We start from the raw sequence: 14,566 nt of genomic DNA, 5'->3' as shown, positions 1-14,566 counted from the left end.
ACGGCGAAGCCGGGACCGGCGGGTGAGTCTCAAACACAAATGCTACGGAACGGTCGCAACCGTGTCAATTGCCGCTGCCGACGCGATGCGGTACCTCAGGGCATCTGCAGGCCCACCGCAAACGTGGCGGCGTATCCGTCGGCCGTCTGCGTCGGGTCCAACATGAGTCGGTTGCCGCCCCGCCGAAAAATGAAGTCGTCATGATTGCGCGCCGTACGCGGTCCCCTGGCCGCATAGGGTGCGGCGGCATACACGCGATCCGTCAACGCGTCGTCGAAATACATCTGGGAGGTGAATTCATAGCCGCGCCGGTCTTTAGGATTGGCGCGGACCTTCACGTGAATGTGAACCGTGCGTCCCTCGTACCACCCCGGGTAGATGGTCAGAAATCTGGCTTCGCCCTTTGCATCGGTAAGTTGATAGCCGCGGAGAAATTGTTGACCGGTGGTGTTGAACCGCGGGTCCTTCACGTCGGAATAGAGACCCGTCGCGTCGCAATGCCAGATATCCACGTGGGCACCCTCGAGAGGATGACAGGCGCCGCCGCCGAGGCGCGAGGCCGCGACCGTCAGGGACAGCGGCGTTCCCGTTTTGATGGCGCCGCCCGACGGGTCCGAGCGGATATCGGACCTATTCAATTGTTCGTCGACAAAATACGGACCTTCGGTCTGCGTCGGACGGACGACGCAGAGCGGATCGGGGCCGGCTGCTCCCGCGACACGGGGCCATAGGCCTGCTGTGACCAGGCAGACGGCGCTCTTGCCCAGTAACGCGAGCGTGTCTCGACGGGACAACTGCCGTCGGAAGACAGAGGACAAGAGGACGTGATCGGTCATCGGCGCTCTCCTTTCGATACCACGGTAATTACGACGACACCGGCAGTTCCTGAACGGCCCGCCAGGCCTGATCGATGGCCGTGTCGACGTAGGCCCTGGCGCCGGCATCCGAATTGGCGATCGTGATGTGTCCCATGGGTCGCCGTCCCAAGACGTGATGGCTCCGTTCCGGCGCCACCTCCGGATCATAGAGCGCGCTGCCCTGGTAGGCATAGCCATGAGCCCACCGGTTCACGGTGATGGCCTGAATATCGCGGTCCGCGTCGAATCCTCCCTGCCCCAACATGTCGTTGAGATGGTCCTTGACGGCGGTTTCGAATTGCGCGAACGGCATGCTGAAGAGTTTGAAGCGGCCCTGCCGGAACTGTTCGCGGGGCGGCGTGCCGTAATCGTCGGCGAGCGGGACGTGGATCATTGTCACGATCATCGGGTGAGCCGGATCATCCGACAGGCCGTAGCCGCCCATCCGAACCGGGTAATCAAGCAGTACCGACTGGTGAAAACTTCCCGGACACTCGGCCGCTCCAAGACCCACTTCGCGGATCGCGCGCCAATTTCGGAGCGAGACGGTGGTATAGACCAGAGGGGCTTTCGCGGCTTGCCTGAGCGCATCCTTCTGCTCCTGCGGCAGTTCCGGCACCAAGTGCGGGATCATCATGTTATAGCAGGCCAACACGCAGTGCGTTGCGCGAACGCGATAGGCGCGGTTCTTGTGTACATAGGTGACCGACACGCGGTCTGCCCGATGCGGAGGACCGTCATGGGTCACGCGGACGACCGTGCTGTTCAAGCGGAGCCTGACAGGAGAATCAGAACGGTCGAGCCGGCCATAGTCAAACGGAGCCAGCACTACGTCGTCCATCGTCGAACCGGGCGCGACATGCGGCATCAATTGCCGCACGAGCAGACGTGCGATCGAGGCGTTCCCGTCCGGAAAGTGATGGATGTAGGGTTCTGTTTCATCCAGAGTCAAGCGGCTGGAGGGCTCCGGAGCGAGATTGGAGACGGCGCGCGGCGTGATGCCGGGCAACTCCAGCGCGAGCGCCTCCAGGGTTGATAACGTATCGGCTCCCTGGCCGGTATATTCAGCCGGCAGGCTGCGAAGCAGACGAAAGACGTCCGGATCGTCCGCATGATGCTGTTCGCGAAGAAACGTAAAGTAGGGGGTGCTGCCGGCGTAGCCGAGACGGGCTGCCGCGGCGATCCGGTCCAACGCATTGTCCCCACCGGTCATAATCCGCAGGAGTTGCTCTTTCGCGCGCGATCCCAACGGCATCCGTTCGACGGCCTGTTCGGGTGACAGCGCGGACCGCACGATGCCGGGAACTCCCCAACTCAAGTCCGTCAACGTATACGGAACCAACGAAGCCTTGCCGTAGGTCTTGCCGTCGAAAAAGGTGACAGGGCGCAGCGCGTGACGCCGGAAAAACGTCATGTCGTAGGCCGAGACGAACCGATCGAATTTCACGCCGAGGTCCCGCAAGAGGGAGGCGGCGATGCGGCTGTATCGGCCCGGGGTCTGTATCGTCTGTGATCCTCCGTAGGAGAGGCGGGTCCGTCCATCGACGAGGAATTCGTTCCGTTTGGCATGTCCGCCGAAATCGTCGTGATTGTCGAGCAGGAGAATCTTGGCCTTGGGATTCTGCTGTCGAAAGAACCAGGCGGCCGCAAGCCCGCTGATTCCCGCGCCGACGACGGCCAGGTCATAGTCGGAGCCGTCTGGCTCCGTCACCGTCCCCCAGTCGCGCTTTCCGGTCCAGGCAAGGGCATGGGCCGTTTCCAGCGCTCCCGGGTGATTGCCCCGCAGTCCCGTCCGTCCCGGCGGGTAGTCGTCGTCGGTCAGCCACCGGTCAAAGCCGTCTCCGAGTGCCATTGGCGGCAGCAATGTGGAACCCAGCGCAAGGAGGATCCCGTCCAAGAAGTCTCGGCGGGTGATTCTGGAACGATCGGTCATCTCTCATGCAGTCCTTATGGATAGGGCGCAGAATCGCGTCGACGAGTAGGCTACGGTCCTGCATTGGGACTGTCAACGGGCGACAGAGTCAGAGGCGGTTGCGAGGAGGAATCGGTGCGATGTGTGACGGACGCAGAGATATCGGAAACGAAAGAACCAGCGAGGGATTCCGGAGGAACTAGCTGTTCAGATTGAGTCCCAATACGAAGAGGGCGAAGAGGCCGATCATCACCCAGGCCAGCCCTCGATCTCCGCATTTGCCGAGCAATGCTTTCATGCTCCACCTCCTACGACCTGCAACTAGAACGGATCGTTGAGGAAATAGGACTGCAAGTCTCGATCCGCCGTGCCAGGTCAGGCAGTCCGGTGGAGCTAACGCCAAAGCTATTGGGAGATCGGCGAAAGTTCTGAGCTGCTATCCAGTACTGCGTGTAATGAATAAGACAGACTAACGAACCAATGCTTATTCGCACAGTGCGGATTGTGCGGGATCGCTCGTATGTCGGGCTGAGTGGCCGGCTTCAGGGGTGATATTCGGCCGTGGCGGAACTCGTTTCTTCTGCGGTGGTGGCGTCCGGTGCCAGATCCCAGGCTAATCCGATGGCCCCGTGTCGTACGTCGTGAAGTTCCCAATACCACAGTCCATGGTCGTCCGACGTGGTCGCCTCCAGCGGTTGCGAGGCCCAAATTTCATCGCACCGGTGGGTCTCGCCCTCCTCGAAGTACAGACGGGGCCGACCGGTCATGCGGTATCCGGCCCGAACATAGGCGGTGAGGTCGAGGCGATAAGTCAGCACTTGATGGTAGCAGGAGGCGCCCAAATGGAAATGGACCCGCCGGTCTCCCGCTTCGAACCCGCGGAGGATTTCGAGCGTGACGTCGTAGGTCTCGCCGGGACTGGGAGCGAAGACGAAATTGAATTCACGACCCTGACTCTCGTACCTGGTGAGGTCCTTTCGTTCCAGCCGCTCCAGCATCTCGGCGGGAATCGGCTTGATGAACCCCTCGGCATTGGTCAGGTACGACATGTCGCAGCTGTTCCGGCAGCGGTTCTTCCGGGAAATCGCCATGCGACGCGACAGCACCGCGCGGTTGTCGGTAAAGACGGAGCGGCGGCTCGATCCGTACGAGACCTCGACGCCCTTTGTTCCGTCATAGGGCTCCACCCGCAGCGTGGTGTCGTAGCGTTCCACCTCGACGACGTTGACGTGGCCGATCGGATGCAAAATGGCGTCGGTCAGCTTCGCATACCGTTCGTCTTCGGTGTCTTGCGGACGAATGATGTCCATGTGTCCCGCCGGCAGGGGCATGCAGACGTCGGGCGCAAAGAAGCTTTGGGCGGAGACATCCAGAACGATTCGGTCCGCCGAGCCGTAGAAACACTGGAGCGGGATCGGGCACGCCTGATCCGAATGGCTGACGGCCGCCACGATATTGCCCAGGAGCAGTTTTTGAATTTCCATGATCTCGGGCTGCAGCGCCCGCAACAGACGTTCCTGAGGATGGAGAAAGGAGCCGCCCAAGACTTTCAGCACGTGGTCGGTCAACCGTCTGGTGCGATCGAGGAAGACCGATCCCAGGTTGGGGGTGGCGATGAAGATAGCCTGCCGGATGCGGGACAGTTGTCGCGCATGGTGTGCTTCGAGCAGCAACACGAAGTAGGCCTGGATCACCAGGCCGCCCTGGCTGTGTCCCACGAGGACGAGGGGGTGTCCGGCGAAACGGGGCTGCGCCAGAAACTCATTGAGCTGACCGGCCACCTGCCGGAGGCTCGGGTGGGCATGCTCCGAGCCCTTGCCCAAGAGAGATGTCGGGTAATCAAAACATTCGATGTCGAACCGCTCGGCGATCCGGGCGTCCGTTTCCAGGAGATGGCGCAAAGAATCCCAGCAGCGGTGATCGCTGATGAATCCGTGGATCAGGACCAGAATGGTTTTTCGGGCGGTACGGCTCGTCATCACAGTGGGTCGCGACGCGCTCAGCGCTGAGCGCGCTCAGATGGGAAGCAGGGTACGTCTCGAAATCAGGACCTGTCAATCCGGCTCCTCTTGTCCAATAGGGCCGTTGTTTCAGAGACTTCCGGCATCTGTAACCTTTTGCCAGGCCGCCACGACTAGAGAACGGAGGGGACGGAGCCTGATCGGCTCGTTTCACAGGATATCCATCACCACGAGGAGGACGTTATGAGACCACGCACATCGTTGATGTTGGGGTTGGTGTTGGGGAGTTCGCTGATCGGTTTGCCGGCGGCATGGGCCGACGGAGGAGGCCGGTGTGCCGGCAAGAGTCATCAGATGTCTTTCCATCAGGACGGCCATCGGCACGGAGGATTCACGTCCCACTTGCTCAAGCATCTCTTAAAGAACAAACAGGAACTGGGGCTCACCGACGACCAGGTCGCGAAAATGCGGACGATCGCCTTGGACGCGGACAAGGCGCGGATACGGGCGGAGGCCGACGTGATGGTCAGTGAGCGGGAACTTCGCTCGATGATGTGGGATGACAAGGCGCAGTTGCCGGCGATCGAGGCCAAGATCAAGGAAGGAGAAGCGTATCAGGCCACCGTTCGGATCATAGGGGTGAGAGCCGCGAGGGAACTCATCGGCACGCTGACGCCTGAGCAACAGGCCAAACAGAAAACCTTGTGGGAACAGTCCCGTCACCACCGCCATCAAGGCGCAGGGGCGGATCAGTATCCGGGCCGGACCTCGGGAATCGAGAGCGGGACCGGACCGTCGGCGGCCGGGGAGAGTGAACCGGTGGACGGACCGTCTGCGGGGTAACTCTCGCGTTCATGAAGGGACCGTATGGTGCTATGATGAGCGATTGTTTCACTGCGACCACCGTGCTGTCGTGGTCGGAACTCCGCCTGCCGATGGCTGATGAGTCGTTGACGGTTGCCCAGACTGCCCCGGAAGATCGCGATCTCCTCCGGCGGATCCGAGAAGGAGACACCGATCGCTTTGCGGAACTGATCAACCGGCACCAGCAGCATGTCGTTCGAATCGTCGGCCGGCGGGTGCCGGCTGACGACGTCGATGCGACGGTGCACGACGTGTTCGTCAGGGCCTATTTCGGACTCGGGCAGTTTTCAGGCTCGGTCTCCTTCGATCACTGGCTGGCCGGCATCGCGGTCCGGACCTGCTACGATTTCTGGCGGTCGAGGCATCGCGGCGAACGGCCCGTCAGCGAGTTGACCGATTCGCATCACCGCTGGATCGAGCAGGCGCTCGCCGCCGCGTCCAACGAGGAGTTCAAGGACCATGCGCGGAGAGAGGAAGCGGCCGAGGTGTTGCATTGGGCTCTGGAACGTTTGTCACCGGAGCACCGGGCCGTGCTCACGCTCGTTCATCTCGAAGGTCGTTCGATCCGCGAGGCGGCGGAACTGCTGGACTGGAGTGCGGTCAACGTCAAGGTTCGAGCCTTTCGGGCGAGGCGGGCACTCCGCGACATTCTGAGCAAAAGTTCGCGAGGGGGTATCTGATGGGATATTCTGACGATGAACTGAAGAAGCTGGAGCGGGCGCTGACGGAAGCGTTCCATGTTCCGATCAACCGTCCGGCCAGTCAGGGCGAGATGGCGCGTCGGGTCATGCGGACGTTGCGCCGGCCGGCAGACATCCCTGTCTCCGGCCTGCTCGATCAATTCGTCTGGCGGGTCGCCACCATCGCGGCAGCGGTCGTCCTGGTCGTCTCAATGCTCACCGTCCACGTGTCGCGGACTTCGACCGGAGAGAGTACGCTGCTACTGGCCGAGGAGTTCGAGACGACTCCGTTGTTCGGAGATTGATTCCCATGCACCGCCGCGGCCGGCCGGTCTCACGGGTATGGGGTGAACGTCGGGTCGGTGTGCGGAATCGAAGGAGCGCGTAAGATGTCGCGACCGAAACTGTGGGCGGGACTGGCGGTTCTCTTTGCAGCCGGCGCGCTGACCGGAGTCGTCGGCATGTGGCTGTACGGGAATACGGACCGGATGAACCGAAGCGACCAAGGACCGGCGGCCAAGCAGGAGCGGATCATGAAGCGGCTGACGCAGGAGTTGTCGCTGACCACCCAGCAACAGACCGATATCGAACCCGTCGTGCGCCGCGCGCATCTGGCCGTCTTGGAATTGCGGTTTTCACATCAGGCCGAAGTGGAGCGGATCCTGACCCAGGGAATGGCGGAGCTCAAGCCCAAGCTGTCTCCCGAGCAGCAAGCCGGGTTGGATCGCCTGTATGCGGAACTGCAGCAGCGCTGGCACGCGTCGCGGAATTACGTCCAGGCGCAGAGACAGGCCATGCCCAGGCCGTAGCGGGCGGGACGAGGAACTCGGATGATGTCGGACAAAAGGCGATCATGGCGGAACCGATTCCATTTGCGGCGATGTTGAAGCGCTGGCTGCTTGGGCTGGCCGCGGCCTGTCTGCTGGCGCTGGCAGGCTATGCGCTGCTGGCAAAGTCCGGCGAAGAACCGTCGCGTGCCGGCCAAGTGCCGGGCGGCGCGCGGGCGTTTCCGGTGCTGGTCGTCCCGGCGCGGACGGGCGACATCGGCGTCTATCTGAACGGACTCGGCTCTGTGGTGCCGCTGAATACCGTCAACGTCAAAAGCCGCGTGGACGGGCAGCTCATGCGGGTGCTTTTTCAGGAAGGCCAGCTCGTCCGTGAGGGAGATCTGCTCGCGCAAATCGACCCGCGCCCATTCGAGGTGCAGCTGAGCCAGGCCGAAGGGCAGATGGCGCGCGATCGGGCGCAGCTGAAGAACGCCCAGCTCGACTTGGAGCGGTACAAGGGCCTGGTCAAACAGGGGTACATCCCGAAGCAGCAGTTGGACACGCAGGAAGCGATGGTGCGCCAGCTGGAGGGGATCGTGCAGGCCGATCAAAGCCAGATCGACAACGCCAAGCTCCAGCTGGCCTACAGCCGCATCACGGCGCCCATCAGCGGGCGCGTGGGATTGCGATTGGTGGATCCGGGCAACATGGTGCGCGCCAACGATACGAGCGGCCTGCTCGTGATCACGCAACTGACGCCGATTACCGTGGTCTTCACGATTCCCGAGGACAGCCTGCCGCCGGTTCTGGAGCGGCTCAATGCAGGCCGCCAACTGGCCGTCGATGCGTTCGACCGGGAGCAGAAAAAGCAGCTCGCCTCCGGCAAGCTGCTGACGGTCGACAATCAGATCGATCCGAACACGGGGACGGTGCGCCTCAAGGCGGTGTTTGCGAACGAAGACGGCTCCTTGTTTCCCAATCAGTTCGTCAACGCGCGGCTCCTGCTGGACGTGAAGCGCGGCGTGACCCTCGTGCCGTCCGCGGCGGTCCAGCGCGGCGCCAAAGGTACGTTCGTCTACGTGGTCAAGGAGGACCATACCGTCGCGGTTCGGACGGTGGCGCTCGGCACGACTCACGGCGAAGACGCGTCGATCGATTCCGGTCTGGCCGCCGAGGAACTGGTCGTGGTGGACGGCACGGAAAAGCTTCGTGAAGGCAGCAAGGTCGAGGTGCGCAACCGGAACGAGCCGCCGGCCAACGTCTCGCCGCCGCCGGGACCGGAGAAGCCGCGGCGGGAACGATAATCGTGAATCCGTCGCGCCTCTTCATTCTGCGGCCGGTGGCCACCGCCCTGCTCATGGTCGCCATCCTGCTGGCAGGCGCTCTCGCGTACCGCCAGTTGCCGGTGTCGGCCCTTCCCCAAATCGATTATCCGACGATTCAAGTTTTGACGTTTTACCCGGGTGCCAGCCCCGACGTGATGGCGTCCTCGGTGACGGCGCCGCTCGAGCGCCAGTTCGGGCAGATGCCCGGCCTCAATCAGATGACCTCGACGAGTTCCGGGGGGAGTTCCGTCATCACCCTCCAGTTCACGTTGGATCTCGAACTCGACGTCGCCGAGCAGCAGGTCCAGGCCGCGATCAATTCGGCCTCCACGTTTCTTCCCCGTGATCTGCCGAATCCCCCGATCTACAGCAAAGTGAACCCGGCCGACGCGCCGATCCTGACCCTGGCGATGACCTCGGCGACGTTGCCGTTGTCGCAAGTTCAGGATCTGGCGGAAACGCGGTTCGCCCAGAAGATCTCGCAACTGTCCGGCGTGGGATTGGTCAGCATCAGCGGGGGGCAGCGGCCGGCCGTGCGAATCCGGGCCAACCCGAGGGCGCTGTCCGCGTACGGCATGACCCTCGAAGATCTACGCCTGACGGTCGCCGCGGCCAACGTCAATCAAGCGAAAGGGGCGTTCGACGGGCCGCGTCGGGCCTCGATCATCAACGCGACCGACCAGTTGTTATCGAGCCGCGAGTATCGTCCTCTGATCGTCGCCTACCGGAACAACGCGCCGGTCCACCTGTCCGACGTGGCCGAGGTCATCGACGGCGTCGAAGACGCCAAGCAGGCGGCCTGGCTGAACGAGACCCCGGCCATTCTCATCAACATCCAGCGTCAACCTGGCGCAAACGTCATCGAGGTGGCGGACCGCATCAAGAAGCTGCTGCCCCAGCTTCAAAGCGCGCTGCCGTCCGCCGTTCAAGTCACCGTGCTGACCGACCGGACCGTCTCGATCCGGGCCTCGGTGCGCGATGTCCAGTTCGAGCTGATGCTGGCCGTCGTGCTCGTCATCCTGGTCATTTTCCTGTTTTTGCGGACGCTCTCGGGCACGGTCATCCCGGCGGCCGCAGTCCCGTTGTCGCTCGTCGGGACGTTCGGGGCGATGCATCTCCTCGGCTTCAGTCTCAATAACTTGACCTTGATGGCGCTCACGATTTCGACCGGCTTCGTCGTCGACGACGCCATCGTCATGATCGAAAACATTTCCCGCTACATCGAGCGGGGCGATTCGCCGTTCCAGGCGGCGTTGAAGGGATCGGAGCAGATCGCCTTCACGATCCTGTCGCTGTCCATTTCCCTGATCGCCGTGCTCATTCCGCTCCTGTTCATGGGGGACGTGGTCGGCCGGCTGTTTTGGGAGTTCGCCGTCACGTTGAGCATGACGATCGTCATCTCCGCCGTCGTCTCCCTCACGCTGACGCCGATGATGTGCGCCAGGCTGCTCCGCCACCAGCGCGAATCCGAGCAGGGCGTCTTCTATCGTCGGTCGCAGGAGCTGTTTGACCGGACCATCGAAGCCTATGGGCGCAGCTTGCGCTGGGTGTTGAGCCATCAGTCCGCCACCATGGCCGTCGCCGTCGGAACGCTCGCCGTGACCATCCTGTTATACATCGTCGTACCCAAGGGGTTTTTTCCGGTTCAGGACACCGGGGTGATCCTCGGTATTTCAGAGGCCGCCCAGTCGGTGTCGTTTGCCGCGATGGTGGAGCGGCAGCAGGAACTCACGAAGGTCATTCTGACGGATCCGGCGGTGGCCGCCCTGTCGTCCTTCATCGGCGTGGACGGCACCAACACGACGCTCAACAGCGGCCGCATCCACATCAACTTGAAGCCGCCGGCCGAGCGCCGGATCACGGCGCAGGACGTGATCCGGCGCCTGCAGGCGCAGACCGCCGGCATCGAAGGGATGGCGTTGTTCATGCAACCGGTGCAGGACCTCACGGTCGAGGACCGGGTCAGCCGGACCCAATACCAGTACACGCTGGAGGATGCGGATCCCGAGGAGTTGTTCGAATGGGCCCCGACGCTGGTTGAGGCGTTGCAGACGCTGCCCGCATTGCGCGACGTGAGCAGCGATCAGCAGGACGGAGGGCTTGCCTCTCTGATCGTCATCGATCGGAGCACCGCCTCCCGCCTCGGCATCGCGCCGCAGTTGATCGTCGATACGCTCTACGACGCGTTCGGACAGCGCCAGGTGTCCACGATGTTCACGCAGTTGAATCAGTATCGGGTCGTGCTGGAAGTTCTGCCGGAGTTTCAAAGCGGTCCGCAGGCGCTCCAATTCCTGGACATCCGTTCACTGAGCGGCGGCCAGGTGCCCCTGAGCGTGTTCACCCAGGTTTCGGAGACCACGACGCCTTTGGCCATCAGCCGGCAGGGCCAGTTTCCGGCCGTCACCTTGTCGTTCAATCTGGCGCCGAACACGTCCTTGGGCGAGGCCGTCGCCGCCATCGAAGAAACGGCCAGGGCCATCGGGTTGCCGGCGAGCATCAAAGGGAGCTTTCAAGGGACTGCCCGTGCGTTTCAGAACTCCCTGTCGAATCAGGTCTGGCTGATCCTCGCCGCGCTCATCACCGTCTATATCGTGCTCGGCATCCTGTACGAAAGCTACATCCATCCCCTGACCATCCTGTCGACCTTGCCGTCGGCCGGCGTCGGGGCGCTGCTGGCCCTCATGCTGTTCCGGACGGAATTCAGCGTCATTGCGCTAATCGGCATCATTCTGCTGATCGGCATCGTGAAGAAGAACGCGATCATGATGATCGACTTCGCGCTGGAGGCGGAGCGAAAGGACGGCAAGCCGCCGGCGACGGCGATCTACGAGGCCTGCCTGTTGCGGTTTCGCCCGATCATGATGACCACGATGGCCGCCCTATTGGGAGCGTTGCCGCTAGCCATCGGGTCCGGCGCCGGCTCGGAACTCCGGCGCCCCCTCGGGATCGCGATCATCGGCGGGCTCGTCGTGAGCCAAGTTCTGACGTTGTACACCACGCCGGTCGTGTACCTGGCCTTCGACCGGCTGGCGCGGCATGTCCGGTCCGGTCGTGCCGGGCTTTCCCGGTCGGAGGCCGTCACGCCGGAAATCCCATGAACCTGTCCACCGCGTGCATCGAACGTCCCGTCGCCACGACCCTGCTGACCGTCGGGGCGACCCTGCTGGGCCTCGTGGCGTTCCGGTTCCTTCCTGTCGCGGCGCTGCCGCAAGTCGAGTTCCCCACGATCAACGTGTCGGCGACCCTGCCGGGCGGCAGCCCGGAAACCATGGCGACATCGGTGGCGGCGCCGCTCGAGCACCAGTTCACCCGCATCGCGGGCGTGACCGAAATGACTTCCACGAGCATGCTGGGGTCGTCGAGCATCACGCTGCAGTTCGAGCTCAGCCGCGACATCGACGGGGCTGCGCGCGACGTGCAGGCGGCGATCATGGCGGCGCGCGGCGAACTGCCGCCCAATCTTCCAAACCGGCCCACCTATCGCAAGATCAATCCCGCCGACGCGCCGATTCTGATCTTCTCCCTGACCTCCGATCTCGTCAGCCGCGGGCGGATGTACGACGTGGCGTCCAGCATCCTGCAGCAGAAACTCGCGCAGATCGACGGAGTCGGGCAGGTCACCGTCGGCGGCGGATCGCTCCCCGCGGTGCGGGTCGATTTGAATCCCACGGCCTTGAACAAATATGGGATCGGCCTGGGCGACGTCCGCCAGATGCTCAGCAGCACGAACGTGAACCGGCCGAAAGGCCAGCTCTCGGACGGGACGCGTTCGTGGGAAGTCCGGACGAACGATCAGCTGCACGCCGTGGAGGATTATCTGCCGTTGATCGTGAGCTATCGCGCCGGGCGCGCCGTCCGGCTGTCGGACGTCGCGACGGTGGAGCATTCGGTCGAGGATCTGCGGACGACCGGGTTGTCGAACGGCATTCCGGCGGTGCTGATCATCATCAACCGGCAGCCGGGCGCCAACATCATCGAAACCGTCGACCGGATCAAGGCGATGGTGCCCCAGCTGCAGGCCTCCATCCCCGGCAGCATGACCCTCTCGGTGGTCGTCGACCGCACGCCGGTGATCCGCGCATCCCTGCACGACGTGGAACGGACGCTCCTCATTTCGGTGGCGCTGGTGATCCTGGTCGTCTTCGTATTTCTTCGCAACGTCCGCGCCACGCTGATCCCCTGCGTGGTCGTGCCGGTGTCGCTGATCAGTACCTTCGCCGTGATGTATCTGCTGGGGTACAGTCTCGACAACCTCTCGCTGATGGCGCTCACCATCGCCACCGGCTTCGTGGTAGACGACGCGATCGTCGTGCTGGAGAACATCAGCCGCTATCGCGAGCAGGGGATGCCACCCTTTCAGGCGGCCATGCGCGGCGCACGGGAGATCACCTTTACGGTCCTGTCGATGACGCTCTCATTGGTCGCCGTTTTCGTGCCGATCCTCTTTATGGGCGGCATGATGGGACGATTGTTCCGGGAGTTCGCCGTCACGCTCACGGTCGCCATCCTCATCTCCCTGGTGGTCTCCCTCACGGCCACGCCCATGATGGCCGCCAGGATTTTGCGTCCGGAAAGCCAGACGTCGCACGGCAGGTTGTACCGGCTCGCCGAGCGCGTGTTCGACGGGATGCGCAACCGGTACGCCGGCAGCCTCACCTGGGTGCTCAGGCATCCCCGCAGCATGCTGGTGCTCACGCTGGCGACCATGGCGCTGAGCGTCTATCTTTATACGATCGTACCGAAGGGATTTTTCCCCCAACAAGACACGGGCCGCATGTTCGGAAACATCCAGGCGGCCCAGGATATTTCCTTCCAGGCCATGCGCCAAAAGCTGACCGAGGTGGTCGAGATCATCAAGAGCGACCCCGCGGTCGACACCGTGACGGGATTCAGCGGCGGCGGCGTCAGCGGCAACACGAATGCGGGACGAATGTTCATCGGATTGAAGCCCCTCGACGAGCGCAAGATCGGTGTGGATCAGGTGATCGCGCGCCTGCGCCCCAAACTGGCCGTCGTGCCGGGAGCGCCGACGGTGCTGCAGGCAATTCAGGATCTCAGGATCGGCGGACGGGCCAGCAGCGCCCAATACCAGTACACGCTGCAGAGCGTGGACCTGGCGGAGTTGAACACCTGGGCTCCTCGCGTGGAACGGCAACTGCGCAAGCTCACGGAAATTACCGACGTCAACAGCGACCAACAGGACAAGGGGCTGCAATCTCTCGTGATCTTCGACCGCGCGACGGCGTCCAGGCTCGGTCTAAGTCCGCAGTTGATCGACGATACGCTCTACGACGCATTCGGTCAGCGTCAGGTGTCCATCCTGTATACCCCGCTCAATCAGTATCACGTGGTGATGGAAGTCGCGCCGCAATATTGGCAGAATCCCTCCACGCTCCACGACATCTACGTGCGGTCCCAGTCGGGGATGCAGGTGCCGCTGAGCGCCGTTGCGCGGTTTGAACCGACGAATACGTTGCTCCTCGTGAACCATCACGGACAGTTTCCCGGCGTCACCCTGTCGTTCAACATGGCGCCGGGCGTGTCGCTGGGGCAAGCCGTGGACGCGATCGAAAAGACGATCGGCGAGTTGGATGTGCCGAGCGGCATCCGGGGCAGTTTTCAGGGGGCGGCAAAGGCGTTCCAAGCATCGGTCGAGAATCAACCGGTACTGATCCTGGCGGCGCTGCTGACGATGTATATCGTGTTGGGGATCCTCTATGAGAGCTATATCCATCCCCTGACGATTCTCTCGACGCTGCCGTCGGCCGGCGTCGGGGCGTTGCTCGCGTTGCTGCTGTTCAAGACGGAACTCAGCATGATCGCCCTGATCGGCATCATGTTGCTGATCGGCATCGTGAAGAAGAACGCGATCATGATGATCGATTTTGCGCTGGACGCGGAACGGAAAGAGCGCAAGCGGCCCGAAGAGGCCATCTTTGAAGCCTGTTTGCTCCGCTTCCGTCCCATCATGATGACCACGATGGCGGCCCTGTTCGGCGCCTTGCCCTTGGCGCTCGGCACGGGGGTGGGGTCGGAATTGCGCCGTCCGCTCGGCATTGCCATCGTCGGCGGCCTGCTCGTCAGCCAACTGCTGACCCTGTATACCACCCCCGTCATCTACCTGTACCTCGACCGCTTGCGGTTACGGGTGGCGCGTCTCCGGGCAGGACGCCCCGAAGTCGGCACCCTGCCGCAGTAGC

General features: G+C 62.9%; 10 protein-coding genes. 7 read left to right on the top strand and 3 right to left on the bottom strand.

Annotation, left to right across the window (positions count from 1 at the left end; genetic code table 11):
• Window positions 1-95: 95 nt before the first annotated feature.
• The 3 genes from NSJP_RS01515 to NSJP_RS01505 all read right to left on the bottom strand — a co-directional run bounded on the left by NSJP_RS01515 (window position 96) and on the right by NSJP_RS01505 (window position 4,748).
• Entirely contained in the window at window positions 96-836 is a 741-nt protein-coding gene (locus NSJP_RS01515; RefSeq protein WP_080885179.1) for an intradiol ring-cleavage dioxygenase, read from the bottom strand.
• 28 nt (window positions 837-864) lie between these two features.
• On the bottom strand, window positions 865-2,790 hold the full coding sequence (locus NSJP_RS01510; protein WP_080885178.1) for an FAD-dependent oxidoreductase: 1,926 nt from the start codon (window positions 2,788-2,790) through the stop codon (window positions 865-867).
• Window positions 2,791-3,311: 521 nt separating this feature from the next.
• Window positions 3,312-4,748 carry an alpha/beta fold hydrolase gene (locus NSJP_RS01505; protein WP_080885177.1) on the bottom strand — a complete coding sequence of 479 codons (1,437 nt, stop codon included), beginning with the start codon at window positions 4,746-4,748 and terminating at the stop codon, window positions 3,312-3,314.
• 225 nt (window positions 4,749-4,973) lie between these two features.
• On the opposite strand from NSJP_RS01505, the gene NSJP_RS01500 reads away from it, so the two are divergent.
• The 7 genes from NSJP_RS01500 to NSJP_RS01470 all read left to right on the top strand — a co-directional run bounded on the left by NSJP_RS01500 (window position 4,974) and on the right by NSJP_RS01470 (window position 14,565).
• Window positions 4,974-5,573: a Spy/CpxP family protein refolding chaperone gene (locus NSJP_RS01500; RefSeq protein ID WP_155969757.1), complete on the top strand. Its 600-nt coding sequence runs from the start codon at window positions 4,974-4,976 to the stop codon at window positions 5,571-5,573.
• 32 nt (window positions 5,574-5,605) lie between these two features.
• A complete protein-coding gene (locus tag NSJP_RS01495; RefSeq protein ID WP_197685457.1) occupies window positions 5,606-6,274 on the top strand; it encodes an RNA polymerase sigma factor in 669 nt (222 codons plus the stop codon).
• Window positions 6,274-6,579 carry a hypothetical protein gene (locus NSJP_RS01490; protein ID WP_080885175.1) on the top strand — a complete coding sequence of 102 codons (306 nt, stop codon included), beginning with the start codon at window positions 6,274-6,276 and terminating at the stop codon, window positions 6,577-6,579. Before NSJP_RS01495 ends, NSJP_RS01490 begins: the two co-directional genes overlap by 1 nt.
• Window positions 6,580-6,663: 84 nt before the next feature.
• Entirely contained in the window at window positions 6,664-7,083 is a 420-nt protein-coding gene (locus tag NSJP_RS01485; RefSeq protein WP_080885174.1) for a hypothetical protein, read from the top strand.
• Between the two features lie 44 nt (window positions 7,084-7,127).
• On the top strand, window positions 7,128-8,345 hold the full coding sequence (locus tag NSJP_RS01480; protein WP_080885173.1) for an MdtA/MuxA family multidrug efflux RND transporter periplasmic adaptor subunit: 1,218 nt from the start codon (window positions 7,128-7,130) through the stop codon (window positions 8,343-8,345).
• 2 nt (window positions 8,346-8,347) lie between these two features.
• Entirely contained in the window at window positions 8,348-11,464 is a 3,117-nt protein-coding gene (locus tag NSJP_RS01475) for a multidrug efflux RND transporter permease subunit (RefSeq protein WP_080885172.1), read from the top strand.
• Entirely contained in the window at window positions 11,461-14,565 is a 3,105-nt protein-coding gene (locus NSJP_RS01470; protein ID WP_080885171.1) for a multidrug efflux RND transporter permease subunit, read from the top strand. Before NSJP_RS01475 ends, NSJP_RS01470 begins: the two co-directional genes overlap by 4 nt.
• The last annotated feature ends 1 nt before the right edge of the window (window position 14,566 follow it).

Source organism: Nitrospira japonica (genome assembly GCF_900169565.1).
GTDB classification, from domain to species: domain Bacteria; phylum Nitrospirota; class Nitrospiria; order Nitrospirales; family Nitrospiraceae; genus Nitrospira_C; species Nitrospira_C japonica_A.
This window is presented reverse-complemented; position numbering and strand designations above follow the sequence as displayed.

Coding starts and splice junctions, on each gene's coding strand:
- NSJP_RS01495 (WP_197685457.1), top strand. CDS start 5,606: ATGATGAGCGATTGTTTCACTGCGACCACCGTGCTGTCGTGGTCGGAA.
- NSJP_RS01505 (WP_080885177.1), bottom strand. CDS start 4,748: ATGACGAGCCGTACCGCCCGAAAAACCATTCTGGTCCTGATCCACGGA.
- NSJP_RS01480 (WP_080885173.1), top strand. CDS start 7,128: ATGGCGGAACCGATTCCATTTGCGGCGATGTTGAAGCGCTGGCTGCTT.
- NSJP_RS01490 (WP_080885175.1), top strand. CDS start 6,274: ATGGGATATTCTGACGATGAACTGAAGAAGCTGGAGCGGGCGCTGACG.
- NSJP_RS01515 (WP_080885179.1), bottom strand. CDS start 836: ATGACCGATCACGTCCTCTTGTCCTCTGTCTTCCGACGGCAGTTGTCC.
- NSJP_RS01510 (WP_080885178.1), bottom strand. CDS start 2,790: ATGACCGATCGTTCCAGAATCACCCGCCGAGACTTCTTGGACGGGATC.
- NSJP_RS01470 (WP_080885171.1), top strand. CDS start 11,461: ATGAACCTGTCCACCGCGTGCATCGAACGTCCCGTCGCCACGACCCTG.
- NSJP_RS01500 (WP_155969757.1), top strand. CDS start 4,974: ATGAGACCACGCACATCGTTGATGTTGGGGTTGGTGTTGGGGAGTTCG.
- NSJP_RS01485 (WP_080885174.1), top strand. CDS start 6,664: ATGTCGCGACCGAAACTGTGGGCGGGACTGGCGGTTCTCTTTGCAGCC.